The 12,789-nt window shown below is 67.2% G+C and carries 10 protein-coding genes; 1 reads left to right on the top strand and 9 read right to left on the bottom strand.

Annotated features, from left to right (window positions below; translation table 11 throughout):
• Positions 1–363 precede the first annotated feature (363 nt).
• The 6 genes from MMB17_RS21115 to MMB17_RS21090 all read right to left on the bottom strand — a co-directional run bounded on the left by MMB17_RS21115 (position 364) and on the right by MMB17_RS21090 (position 9,434).
• The gene (locus MMB17_RS21115; RefSeq protein WP_241100177.1) at positions 364–2,205 is read right to left on the bottom strand and encodes a TniQ family protein; all 1,842 of its coding nucleotides are present in this window, start codon (positions 2,203–2,205) and stop codon (positions 364–366) included.
• Positions 2,202–3,293, bottom strand: a complete 1,092-nt coding sequence (locus tag MMB17_RS21110; protein WP_241100176.1) for an ATP-binding protein — start codon at positions 3,291–3,293, stop codon at positions 2,202–2,204. Before MMB17_RS21110 ends, MMB17_RS21115 begins: the two co-directional genes overlap by 4 nt.
• A 2-nt stretch (positions 3,294–3,295) precedes the next feature.
• Positions 3,296–5,428 carry a Mu transposase C-terminal domain-containing protein gene (locus tag MMB17_RS21105; RefSeq protein ID WP_241100175.1) on the bottom strand — a complete coding sequence of 711 codons (2,133 nt, stop codon included), beginning with the start codon at positions 5,426–5,428 and terminating at the stop codon, positions 3,296–3,298.
• The gene (locus tag MMB17_RS21100) at positions 5,425–6,147 is read right to left on the bottom strand and encodes a Tn7 transposase TnsA N-terminal domain-containing protein (RefSeq protein WP_241100174.1); all 723 of its coding nucleotides are present in this window, start codon (positions 6,145–6,147) and stop codon (positions 5,425–5,427) included. The genes MMB17_RS21105 and MMB17_RS21100 overlap by 4 nt, the downstream gene beginning before the upstream one ends.
• 1,105 nt (positions 6,148–7,252) lie before the next feature.
• On the bottom strand, positions 7,253–7,495 hold the full coding sequence (locus tag MMB17_RS21095; RefSeq protein ID WP_241100173.1) for a hypothetical protein: 243 nt from the start codon (positions 7,493–7,495) through the stop codon (positions 7,253–7,255).
• On the bottom strand, positions 7,488–9,434 hold the full coding sequence (locus MMB17_RS21090; protein WP_241100172.1) for an AAA family ATPase: 1,947 nt from the start codon (positions 9,432–9,434) through the stop codon (positions 7,488–7,490). Before MMB17_RS21090 ends, MMB17_RS21095 begins: the two co-directional genes overlap by 8 nt.
• A 184-nt stretch (positions 9,435–9,618) precedes the next feature.
• On the opposite strand from MMB17_RS21090, the gene MMB17_RS21085 reads away from it, so the two are divergent.
• Positions 9,619–9,864, top strand: a complete 246-nt coding sequence (locus MMB17_RS21085; RefSeq protein WP_241100171.1) for a hypothetical protein — start codon at positions 9,619–9,621, stop codon at positions 9,862–9,864.
• Positions 9,865–9,914: 50 nt separating this feature from the next.
• Here the strand turns inward: MMB17_RS21085 and qatD are convergent, their stop codons facing one another.
• Genes qatD through MMB17_RS21070 form a run of 3 tightly spaced genes read right to left on the bottom strand, consistent with a single transcriptional unit; the run spans position 9,915 to position 12,639 of the window.
• On the bottom strand, positions 9,915–10,640 hold the full coding sequence (gene qatD, locus MMB17_RS21080) for a Qat anti-phage system TatD family nuclease QatD (RefSeq protein ID WP_241100170.1): 726 nt from the start codon (positions 10,638–10,640) through the stop codon (positions 9,915–9,917).
• Positions 10,637–11,941 (bottom strand): Qat anti-phage system QueC-like protein QatC, encoded by a 1,305-nt coding sequence (gene qatC, locus MMB17_RS21075; RefSeq protein WP_241100169.1) that lies wholly within the window; start codon positions 11,939–11,941, stop codon positions 10,637–10,639. Before qatC ends, qatD begins: the two co-directional genes overlap by 4 nt.
• A complete protein-coding gene (locus MMB17_RS21070; protein ID WP_241100168.1) occupies positions 11,938–12,639 on the bottom strand; it encodes a hypothetical protein in 702 nt (233 codons plus the stop codon). Before MMB17_RS21070 ends, qatC begins: the two co-directional genes overlap by 4 nt.
• Between the last annotated feature and the right edge of the window lie 150 nt (positions 12,640–12,789).

Genomic DNA, 12,789 nt, shown 5'->3' with positions numbered 1-12,789 from the left:
GCTTGGTTCTGGTGCGGTCCGCGCCGGCCATTGCAGGGCGGCGCTGTCTCGCCTCAAGCCGGGATGTGCTTGATTTGTTCTCGAATGCACGAGGAGGGCGCCGGATCGGCGCCCTCCTCGTCAGTCCCTGGCCCCACGCTCGTCGAAGAGCTGGCCTCCGCTCCGAACGATGCTTGAGGTATGTCCCCTGTGAGGAGCAGCATTGTTGGACCGCATCGTCCCTGGGCGCTTGCGTCCAGGCTTTGCTCGGTAGGCCCGCGAACATCCCCACAGTCGGCCCGCAACTCGCCGCCGGCGAAAGCAGACTGGGCCGGCCGGGCACAAAAAAAGCCCCGCCGAAGCGGGGCTTGAAGAGCGACAGCTTTACCGCGGCAAGGCCGACTTTCGATAGAAGGCGGCACCAAAATCCTCTCGCCTCAACGTCGGTCGGATACCGGCTGCGTCGAGCTCGGCCTTGATCTTCAGGTGATGATCCCCGCGGTCCCGAGCGAGGTCGAAGAGGCTGACGTACTCTGCCTTGAACGCCTCGATGTCACCTCGGTCGATCACGCGGATCGGGGCGCGGGTCTCGGGATGAATCGACATGTGCGTCCTGAGCATGCCGCGCTCGACGAGTGCCTTCACGACCGGGTAGGTCCGGCGCAGCACAAACTGGGCGTCGAGGAACGTGAGACCGGTGAGTTCGCGACCCCGGACATGCTTGCGCACCTCTGTCACGTCGACGAACAGGGCCGAAAGGTCGGTGCCGCCCGCGCGCGTACCTACCCACCCCAGCTTCCTTTCAAGAATCAACGCGACGACCTCGACGAGGGAGCACTGAGCCCGCTTAAAGGCTCGCACGACCGGCTCGATGATGCGTTCCACATTCTCCGCTCCATCCAGTGGGACCGCGTCGGCGAACAGACGCGCCATCAATCTGTCCACGGCCACCATGGAGAACGCCGGCGTCCCTATGCCATCCCCGCTCGGCGTGAACGGGACGATGACGCCGGCGGAAACGAGCGACCTCGCCTGGATGACGGACAAACCGAGCCGTGTGGCCAAGCCGGGCAGCGATAGATGATTGGCTGCCATCTCCATCACTTCACGGGCGGCTTCCGCGTCGAAGAGGACATGGTTGTCGCTCAGGCCTGCATGCGACGGCTGCAACAGCCTTGCCCTGTCGAGCAGCTTCCTCAGGCGCTTCGGATGCGCTCCCGTCTCCTTCGCTGCGGTGTAGATCGAATGCAGGCGCCGCCGCTCGACCGGCACCGACAGGACCTCGTCGCCGGGGCCGACCGGGCATGTCCGAATGACATAGTCGCGTACGAAGTCCGTGACCTGCGTGAAGTCCTCGTTCTTCCCGACAGCGCTCAGCCATGCGCCGATCTTTCCGAAATTGGGCACCCTCGGCGCGCGCCTGCCCTTTGCGTAGCTTTCTTCCCTCGCCGCCGAGAGGTAATCTGCGAAGGCTTCCTCGCCTCCTGAGAGGATGTCGAAGCCGGTGCCCCCGGCGTGGTGCAAGTCCTCGTCACCTACGACCGCGCTACTCCGCTCGATGCCGAAAGCCGCCGCACTGCCCACCACCTCACAAGTCCGTGCCGCGACGTAGAATGGCAGGCCATCGAGCCAGGGAGCATCGCCGGTAACGCCCTCAAGACGGCGAAGTAGGTAAGCCTCCAGGGTAGACGGCTCCCGGCGCGAGAGATCCGCGAAGCACGTCCGAAGGGAACCGAGGGCCGGACCGACGATGGTCGCGAAATCGTACATCCTGGACGGCATGCTCTCACGGGCGACCTCTACGATGGGCGCACAGTGGATCGGGCAAGTGCGGACCGAGTCGATCCGCCATGTGGCACGTCCGTAGGCCGTGAGGTCTCCCTCGGGGCGACCTTCCGCCAGATCGGCCAGGAGACATTCCGGGCAGGCGCGGATGGCGGCCAGGCTCACGGAAGCCGACGCGAGGCGCTGCCCCCTGAGCAGGTAGCCGCCCGCGATCCTACGGAAGGCACCGGCGGATATGTCCGCCAAGGACGCGCCAGTGATGTAGGCGAGACGTTCGAGGGCATGCTCTTCGCCCTCGACAAGCGCCCGATAGGGGATGCCCAGCTCAACGCAAAGCTGCCGCCCCGAGGGGACGCGGTGAAGCGGCGCCAGGCGCGAGACATAGCTTGGAGGCGTTTCTCCACGCCCCAGCGGCAGGCAAGGCCGGAGGAGACCGCTCATCTCCGCCCCCGTGACATCGCCCGCCTGGCCGTCTTGGCCGAGGTGAGCACCTCATCCTCCGGGTCGGGAGGCAACGGCTTCTTCTGCATGACGAGCGAGCAGTCGAGGGTCGCCCAATCCGATGCGAGGAACGGGTTCGCGAGCGGACCGCAAGCCGTCCTCGCCGCATAGGCGTTGGCGAAGTTCGCGAGTTGAACCACGGACGCCGGCCTATCGTCCGTCAGGGCATTCAGGATCGCCTCGTGGATGAGTTCGATTGCGGTGCCGACTTGGTAGAGCGCGGCATGGATCAGACGCGGGACGATGCGCTCGGTGAGGTCGGCTGAGACCCTGAGCTCGGCGATACCTGCGAGCTTGGTCGCCATGGCAGCCATCATCTCGACGTCGGCGGGCAGGCTCATCGAGTCGAATTCGATGATCCTCAACCGGCGCCGGTCCTCGTCGGATTGATGAAGGAACGCTTGCAGGCAGGGAAGGCCGGAGATGATGACGATCACGGGCCACGTGGGCAGCGTCATCAGCGTCTTGAGGGTGTTGAGGATGTCCTTGAGGTCGTCGGAATGGGCGGTCAGGAAGACATTGTGCATCTCCTCGAAATGCACGACGAAGATCTTGCGCATCTCCAGCCGCTCGTAGACGCGCGACCAGATTTCGTGGTTCTCAAGCTTGCCTATAGCCGGATAGCCGGTGGCCCGCAGCGTCCTGCGCCCCAGGCCGATGAAGGTGCTCGGCGAAGTCACGTGCACGGTGATCGCTTGGCAGTCCGAGGTCGGGTCGCCGTATCCCGGGAAGGCCGGGTGGCGCGAGAGGATGCGCTTGAGGGCGTGGCTCTTTCCCGCGCCGCTCTCGCCGACGACGAGGATACCGCGCGCCTCGATGGTGTTGGCCGGCCCGTGGGGCAGGGCGGGATCACGTCGGATCAGCGTCCGGAGCAGCAGTTCCTTGAAGTTCCGGGCCAGCCGCGTGTCACGGTCCAGGCCAAGGTACGTGGCCTGGACCAGCTCCATGAGCGCGGCGAGGCCGACAGACTCGTCGCCCAGCGCCGCGCGGACGCGCGCGAACGGGTCGTTCGGGTCGAGTGCCGGCATGGCTAGTCCTCGAACCTGAAGGAGGTCTTCGGAAGGGGCGGGACGACCTCGGGGGCATCGGGCGCGGGGATGTCGCCGGTGGGGATGCCGCCTTCCAGCAGGTCGCCCGAACCCTCCTGACCGCCGGCCGTCTCGGCCTCCGGCAGTTCGAACCCGATGCCGAACTTCGCCTCGGCGCTCGCGAGTTGCTCCGGAGTGACCATCCCCGATCCGATACCGGCCCGACGTGCGGCGTTCTCGGAGATCTTCCTGATGTCATGCAGCGCCGCCATGACGATAGGCATGGTCAGCTTGGCTTGGTCGGCGTAACGCCTCCGCAGGTCCGCGAGCGTGTCGATCCAGGCCTGCACGCCGACGCCGTCGAAGCCGTCGCGCACGCACGGCACCGCCATCCATTCCTCATCGACCCACACCGACACATAGCCCACGTCATAGGGATCGAGACGAACGTCGGCAGGCACGAACCCGACCTTGCGCACGTGGGCATGCAGGGCCTCGCTGTTGAAGCGCAGGCCGAGCACGCGCACGCCGTGCGGCCCGAGCGTCCGCGTCAGCCGCATGCCGAAGGCCGCCCTTCGAACATGGGAGTCGGGCGGCGCCCACGGCCGATACATAGCCGTCACCCGCCTCCACGCGTTCGCCGGCGTCTCCCCGCCCAGGCCCGCGTGCGGCGTGTTGTGGTAGATGTCGACCACGTAGCGGACTAGGACTTGGCAGAACTCGTCGGCCGTGATGGTCGCGCCGGACGTGGGATCGTAGTCCCCGAGCGCGACGACGTTTTCGAACGTATGGCCGTCGAAGCGCGCGCACAGTTGGGTCCTGATGGTGCGGAAGGCCCGCTCCACCCGGCCACGCATGCCTGGGAGGTCGCCGAGGGCGACGGTCGGGGTCGAGCCCGTCGTGATGACGGCTGACCGGAATGCCGTGCTGATGAAGGATGGGCCTCCATCCGTGACGACCTGCACCGGCGTGCCGACCATGTCCCAGGATGAGAGGGTGCCGACCTGATCGGCGTAGGCACCCTTGTCCGAGACCACCATGCGATATGTCGCGATGGCGTTTTCCGAGCTGGCTGTGGGCGCGATCCGGAGGCCCACGAAGCATCGAGTGGTCTCGCAGAGCGCTGCACACAGATGGCGGCGCTCCCGCCCGACCTGCGCTCGCAGCTTCGGCGACATGGCCTCCCACAGACCGGCCTCGATGGCGAGCGTCATCAGGGACACCTGCCATTCGTCCATCGTGACGCGCTGGAGGGGGCGGACGACATCGGGGCCGTCGGCCACCACCGCCCATCTCTTCTGGGCCGCCGACAGGCCGTGGCGTCCGGCATAGACCTCGAACCTGTCGCAGGCGTTGATCTCGTTCCGGAAGGCGGTGAAGCCGGGCTCGTCGAGGGGCGGCAGCCCCTTCTCGTAGCGAGCGTTGTCCAAGTCGATCAGGTCGTCGATCAGGTTCGCGAAGTGGATCGCCATGCTCTTGCGGGGCTTGCTCGCGTACCTGCCCACGTGGACCAGCATCAGGTGATGCACCTCGGGCGCGAACCTGGGCGTCCGGTTGCCGCATCGCCGGTATCCGTCCCTGAGCGACAATGGGTCCATCGCGGTCTCTTCCAGCGCCTTCAGGAGCTCGCGAAACCGCTTGGGTCCGGGAAGCGCCAGGCTCCGCGGCCGCGCCGTGCCCGCCCGGTCCTTGCGCTCGCCCTCCCTCCTCCGCTTGAGCCGCGCCTCCTCGTCCGCCTCGATGCGCTCGGCCGCCTCCCTCATCGAGGCATCGGAGCGGGTGTAGAGACCCGCCTCCTCCAGCCTCAGGAACGTGCAGCAGAAATCGTAGCGCCACAGGACGGTGGCCTGCTCCTCATCGGGGAGGTGGAGGATCCCGGCGACCCCGGCATGGAGCCTGGCCTTGGCCTTCCCGGGCGAGAAGTAGCCCCGTTCGAGACGGTAGTCGGGCCGCTTCCGCTCGCGCTCGAAATCCTCGTGGGAGAGCTCCTCGGCGAATTCGGGATCATCGACGCGGACCAGCACGTGGCCGTCGTCGGTGGTCTCGCGGCAGCGATAGGCGACGTGGCGGATGACGACCCGGTCGAAGGGATCCAGGCTGAAGCCGCTTCCGCGCGGCGGGGTAGCGGCGCTCATGCCGCCCTCCCTCTCAGGGCCTCGGCAGGGCCGACGAGCGTGTCGTAGCCGATCCGCGGCCTTCCCATCACGCGAAGCCGGCCGGAGGCGATGAGCCGGACGACGGCAGCGAAGGCCGAGGCGCCCAAGCCGCTGGCCTTGACCAGCGTCTCGACCGTGACGCTTCCGTTCAGGCCGTCGACGATGCCGGCGACGGCCGCGTCGGCCTCGGGATCGACGCAGCCCCTCGCATAGTGGACGAGTTCCGCGTCGTGCGTCACCGCTCGACCCAGCTTCCGGTCGGTGACGATGTTCACCTCGTCGGCGACGTGGCGGGGCACCTGCCCGGCGATGAGCTCCATCTTGGCGCGCAGGTTCTTCCGTTCTGCGATCTTGGCTGGCTTCACCTCGAACAGGATCCTGCGCCCCGTTGTGAGGGTGACGAGCAGGTCGAAGGTATGCTCCCGCCTCACGCCCGCTTCGTCACGGTAGGGGACCGCAGGCGGCTGCTCCCGGACGTCGACGACGTCGGGCCGGGCCATGAACGCCAGGGCTGCCTTCCTCTCCAGATCGCTCTCGCAGGGCATCTCGCGCGGCGTATCGCCGACTACGAGCGTGGAGCATGACGTCGACCGCGAGCGGACGCGAACGTTCCGGCTGGCCCGGTTGGGGCCAGGCGGACGGAAGAGGTGTGGCGGAGCCGTTCCGGCCGCCGTAGTCGTCTTGAACTGGGTGGACATGACCTTCGTCCCTGAAGGGGCGAGTTCAGGCCAAGCGACGTCCTTCCGGGAGGGATTGCCTCCGGTCGCGATCCGTGCACGATCGTCGCGTGGCCCACCTCGCGGTGGGGTGCGCTGTCCGCCGTCAGGCGGGTGGCAACGACGGTCCGGTTGCTTTTCCGGGCTTGGCGGACCGTCGGGTATTCGCGGGCGTTCCAGGGCGACCTGGGGCGCCCGCATCTCTTAGGGCGACGTTTTCGTCATCTCAGTCCTCCGCTCGTAGAGCTGCCCGCGGGTCGTCCGCCGGCCCTTTCCCGGCCTCACGCATACGAGCGTAGGCCCCGATGATCGCCGCACTCAACAGTTTGTCCGAGGCCGAGCCCGCCGGCATGGCTACGGCGGACCGGCCGTCATGGCCGGGACGGCACCGGCACGCGGCGCCGGCCACGCCACCTTGGCCCCGCGTGCCAGCCCGGGCCCCGGGGAGCACCGGCGGACCGCCCGCCGGCCGCCGGGAATGGGCCATGCCGGAAGGATCGCGTCGGCGATCCAGGAGCCTTAGGACCCGGATTTCCCGGACGCCCGGACCTGACGACTTCCAAGGATCGCTGACGCAATCCAAACCCGGCCCACAACGTCAGGATCGCGTGGTTCGATCATGAGGGACGGTGCGCCTGGACCGCCTGAGAAACCTTGATCGAGTGCGCCGTCCTGTCTGGGTCGCAAGGATCGGCCATCGCCTTTAGAAGTGCCCTGGGCGGAAGGACCGCCAAGGATCGGTCCGACCGGCGCAGGCGGGCAGGCGTCGCCCGGTCGGGGCTCACGGCAAAGGATAGAGGCCGCGTTCCAGGTCGCCCGGCCACCAACCGTCCAGTGGTGGCCCAGGGCACGCGGCCCAGGGATCTGCAGGGGCCTCGGGGAAGGGGCGGCGGCGTGCGCGGCGGCTCGGCGGGCGGCCCTGGGGGACACGCCGCACGGCCACGGCCGGGGCGCGCACCTGCGCGCAGCGGTCGCAGGCAGGTTCCGGCTCTCCGGACCGAGTCCCTGCCTCCGCCAAGCTCCGGGCAGCCGGTCCGGCCGCGAATCAAGGGTCGGCGAGGCCGATCCTTGCCACCCGGATCGAGGGTCAGACGTCGCCATCGGACGTACCCCCGGGATCGACGGCCGGCCTGCCGCGACGCGGCAGGCGCACGACATTCCCTTCTCGGTTGCGCCGGGCATGCCGAAGGGCGACGCGCTCAGCCTCGACGTGGGCGGCAGCGCCGACCCCGACGACCGCCCGCTCGACGGCGTCGGCATAAACGCGTTCGCCCAACTCGCGTCGAACGGATAGGAGGCGCTCCAAGAGGTCGAGGACGGCCTCATCCATGGGACGCTCCCGCGCGGTGCCCGGCGACGATGGCCTGGATCGCCTGCTCCCCGAGGACGCGCTCGCGAACGAGTGCGCCCGCCAAGGCCTCCACGAGCGAGCGCTCACGGCGCATGATCTTCAGAGCTTGGTCGTGAAGGGTCCTGAGATCCTCATCCACGCGGGTGCGCAAAGCCGGGTCATAGGCAAGCAGCTGCGCCGTCTCGCCGGGCTGGGCGCGATGAACCAGGCTCTCGCCCAAGCCATAAGAGGCATGCAGGGCGACAACGAGCCGGGTCGCCATTCTGAGGTCGTCCAAGGCTCCGGAGGTGGCGCCGAGGCCAAGTGCTGCCTCAGCCGCCCGGCCTGCCAGTGCAGTGATGGCCAATGCCTCGATCTGGCCGCGCGAGCAGGTCTCCGGACGGTCAGCGTTCGTCAGTGTCTTGCCGCCCCGGGTCCCGGAGATGACGACGTCGACGTGGGTGACTCGACTGCAGTCGGTGATTACCGCCGCAGTGACGTGCCCCGCTTCGTGTACGGCCGCCCGCCAAAGGTCCGCCTCGGAGCGTGTCTCCGGCGGCGCGACCGCATCCCGGAGGTCCTGCAATGCCATCGGCCGGCCGGCGTCCCGTGCCGCGCGCCGCGCGTCCCGAACCCATGCCACGACATCGGCACCGGACGCACCCGAGCCGAGGCGAGCGACACCCGTCAGTTCGAGACCTGAGAGGTCGTCACCGAGATGTTGCCTCAGAATGGCTGCCAGCGCGGCGGTGTCGGGCCTGGAGAGCCTGATGGTGGGATGCAGCCGTCCAGGCCGACGGAGCGCCTGGTCGACGCGCGCTTCATGGTTCGTCGCGGCCACTATGATGAGCCGTGACGCAAGGGATGAAGTTGCAGTGTCGAGCAGCAAAAGAAACTGTGAAATTAGGACGAGCCAATAATCCCTGTTCCTGGGATCAAGGTCATCTCTGTTGGGCAAGGCATCGATTTCATCTATGAACAAGAGGGCAGGCGAGATCTGGGATGCTCGCTGGAATGCCTGCTCTACACGCGAACTGATGTCTGACAGGAAGCCTGTTCCCGACGAGAAAAGCGAGGCGATGGACAGCTCCACCAAAGGCAGTTCGGCAGAGCGGGCCAGCGCCCGGCACCAAGAACTCTTGCCGAGGCCTGGCTCCGAGACCAGCAACAGCGTGCGCGAGATCTGCTCGAAGGGGATGTGCCCCGCTCTCCAAGCCTTGAGGTCGGTCAGCAGGTTGCGAGCGAAGTCCGTGGCCTCGCCATAGCCGTGAAGGTCAAGCACGTGCGGCAGGTTTTCTCCGGCGCTCCCCACTCGCGCCCGCGCAAGCGCAGCCTTACGTAAACGGGAGACACAGGATGCGGCGGTGGACCCGACGCGTATGCAACTGAGCAGGTCAGCCAGATCGAGGCCCAGCCGGGCAGGCACCCTTCGTGGCATGGATCCTGTCGCGGCCTTGATCGCCGCCCGGATCACGCGGTCGGAGGGATGGCCAAGCGTGACCCGGATGTCGGCGCAGTCGATGAGGCAGGCTGGAAGCAGAGCAGACGGAGCATGACTGATCGCGGCGACGCGCTGCCCCGCGGCGATGCGCTCGGCAAGTTCGGCGGCACCATCCTCAGGCTTCCTCCTGAAGCGCGTCGTTCCATCTCGGACTTCGATTGCGGTCCAAGAACCCAAGCTCCTCAGAGCCTTCTCCAGCGGGACCACCCATGCGGGTGACGGGGCCTCGACCACCAGGCAGAAGGCCCTGGCATCGCGAATGCGTCGGAGCTCCGACCGGGTTAGCGCCTCCTGCAGAAGAAGGAGCGGCAGTGACCTGAGCGGCGTGGTTTGTCCGGTCCGAGCAGCCCTCGGCAGAGGCGAGTTGGGTGCCTCATCCTCCGGAATTTCCAGGAAGGCACTGGCCTCGGCAGTCTCAATGATGTCGTCGTGCGTCATGGCTGGCCCCAAGCGGGGCCACCCGGCGCTGCATGCGCCCGGGATCAGACCCTGCGGATGGTGGTCTTGGGATGGCGCTGGACGCGCCGCGGCTGCCGCCCTGCCGAATGGTGGCGTGGCGAAAGGTCAGGCCGGACGCAGGCTTTATTGATGAGGTAGCGGTTCACGTTCATCGGGAGCGCTCATGGGGCTGCATCCCGGCATGCGCCATCAGGCGCGCTCGATCTCGGGAGCGGTTAACGCGATGCGAGGCGGTTGCACCGCCGATGTTTACACATTGCAGTCATGGAGAAGCCGTCCCGATCCAGAATCCGTATATTCGGTATTCGACCCGACGATGTCGAGGCCGATCCTCACGGCATGGTTAACTTGCCCGGCCTGCTTCCTCATTGCCGCTGCCGTCGAGGTCATGCGATTCCAGCGGCTGTGACAAGAACCGCTTGCCCTGAGAGGCCGCTCAGACTGTGAAAGGACGTGCGGTCAAGAAACCAGCCGCCGTAGGTTAGAACGCAGGGTTCGTGCGACCGATTGCTCGGGCTCATCCCAGAGCTCCGCGAGGACCGGAACGACGCGCTCGCTATCCCAAGGGTTCAGCGGCTTACCATCCGCTTGGCCGAAGGGGCCATCGGTCTCGGGAAGCACTCGATCCCTTGGCATCAGGCTCGCCAGCCGACGCCCGTTTCGTGAGGCAAGCATGGCGGGCCCGACGCTGAACCAGCATCCCAGACCAACGGCCCGCGCGAGCTCGTCGGGTGCCCCCGAATACCAATGCAGGACCGGCGTGCCCACCGCGCCCACCATCTCAATCTCATCGAGAACCTGGCGCGCAGCCATTCGCGAATGAAGGCTGATGATCCTGCCGCCTTGGCTGGCACAGGCCACCAGAATTTTCCGGAGCACTTCGCGTTGCAGGTCAAGCGACGGCCGGTGCTCCGGCGAGCCGTCGAGGCCCACCTCACCGACATAACGGGTCTCGCGGAGGGTGGTGCATACGAGGTCGACCTCGTGATGCCGGTCCTTCACGAGCTCGGGATGGAGACCGACCGCGACGCGAATGCGGGGGTTGTTCCCGACAAAGCGAAGATTCCCTTGGAACGCCTGCGGGGTAGTGGTGACCGCAAGCACGTAGATCCCGCGCTTGGCCGCCTCGGCGATGACACCCGCGGGCTTCGCGTACAGATCGAGGTGGCAATGGAAGTCGATCACACCAGTCCGACCGCTCGCATGAAGTCCCTAATTTCCATTAGCCCGCGTTCGGCGACCGCCCGATGGGGCTCGGGATCCGGCACCTTGGAGGCGGAGATCGCGGGACCGATCCAGCGGCGCGCGCCCCGACGTTCAACCATATCGATGGCCGCCAGACATTGCATCACGTCGTCGTACCGACTGAAGGCCGGCTGCCTGAAGGCACCCGCCGGATCAGGCTTTTTGTAGGCGGGCGTCGTTCTGTCGCCTCCCACGCTCCCGGTATGCTTAAGGAACGCCGCCCGGCGCACTAGGCATGGCAGGCATTGGCCGCAATGCCGGTTGATCCGGCCACCCCTGCCGCAACTCATCGACAACGGTGCGAGCCGGGACAAAAGCGCCTGGTCCGCACACTCGACCATCATCTCGCCCTTGGTCTTATGCCGGTAGTGGTTCACCAGCCGAACGTTGAGGTCCAAGGCGTCGAGCAACTCCTGCATCGCCTGCATGAAGCGCGGGTGGGTGGTCCGCGTGCTCAGGCTGCCCGTTCGGAGCGGCGTCAGTGGCACGTTCAGGCTGATGAAGCCGTTCTCGGGCACGTGGAGGTCGACCGTCGCGCCGTCCCGGTACCGGTCAAGGGTCGTGGCAGCCAGAACCCCGAAGGCCAGGAACGCCAGCGACCGTGGTCTCTGGGATATCTCCGGGTTGGGACCCTTGGTGCGGGCATTGTGGTTGAGGGACAGGATCCGTTCGGTAGCCCCCACAGCTGCGGCGAACGCCTCCTGCTTGCTGCAGTCGCCCTTCACGCGATTGCTGACGAAGATGGGCACCTCTCCACGCGCGTGCAGGTCAATGGCGCCAATCAGGCTATCCAGGCCACCCGACAGCAGCGACACGCAGGTCTCCGGGCGCCTACCCACCACATGCCCAGGAGGCCGCGGCTGGATGCCGTCGGCCACGAAGACCAGCGTCCAGACGTCGCCAGTGAGGAAGCGCAAGATCGCCTCGACCTGTCGGCGCAATTCATTCCAGCGTCGAGGGTCCGTCACCGCGACCGTGAGGTGGATGGCGCGCGTCCAACCGTCCTCGCTGACCGCCCCCCGGTTCACGTGGCGGTCAGCGGCGATGACCGCCATCGCGACCGCCGTGAAATCCCACGCCTGCGGCGGTGGCGTTCTACCGAGCACACGATGCGCTTCCCGAATGACCTGGCTGCCGACGCTGCCGGCCATTCCGTCGCCCTGGCCTCCGAAGAGCGCGATCCTGGCGTCGAAGCGGAGACTCGCGGGCGGCACGTGATTGGGAAGGACACCGATCCTCATTCCGCCCATCCCCCATACACGTCGCAGACCATGCCGGTCACCTCACGCGCGATGCCGTCGCACGTCGTGCGATCCAGGGATCGACCCTGCGATATGACCGCCTCGAACTGTTCCCGGTAACACTCCAAGACGAAGCTCCGGATCTCGAACCGGCGGTCGTTCAGGAGTTTGGCATTCCCGTCGGCACCGCTCTGCAGGCCTGGACCGAGATCGAGCATGATGTCGTCGAACACGTGGTAGGCCAACGTGCGAAGCCAGACCTCGCGCGTGTGCTCGATGGGCATGGCGAGCGGGTCGAGATCCGGATCGTCGCCGAGCACCTCACTGAGGGCTTCGTTGACAGCCTCCCGCCCGGCACCGTCGTCGAGAGTGGTGTCGTTCGAGCAAATCGCGTCGACGAGCGCGTCGATCACGTCCTCCATGGGCGCACCAGCGAGAGACGCCGGATCGAAGCCGAGGTCCCGGGGCGTGATCGACCCGTCGGCAAGCCCACTCAGGACGCTGTATGCGCGGCTGGCCGAGGTCGCCGCTTGGCCCATCCGCGCGGACGCTGTGCGGGACCCGCGGTAACCCTTGCCGACGTAGCTGCCGAGGCCGGCGCGCAGGCGCTCCCTGTCGCCCGAGCGTACGTAGTCCCTTATCGCACGGCGCGCCTCGGTGAAGCGGCGTGGCAATGCCTGCCCTACCTGCGGCGGCACCTGCGGGGGCGCGGGTTGTAGGCCCGGGTGCGGCTGCGGGTTGGGCGATGGTCCGGGATTGGCGCCGCCTCCGGGTGCCGGTGCCGGCATCGGCGCGGGTTGCGGGCCCGGGCCTCCCGGAACGTCGAGCCATGGCGGCACGAGGCCGAC

Source organism: Methylobacterium organophilum (assembly GCF_022533465.1).
Classification (GTDB): Bacteria; Pseudomonadota; Alphaproteobacteria; order Rhizobiales; family Beijerinckiaceae; genus Methylobacterium; species Methylobacterium organophilum.
The sequence above is the reverse complement of the archived record's forward strand: the minus strand, read 5'-3'. Positions and strand labels throughout refer to the sequence as shown.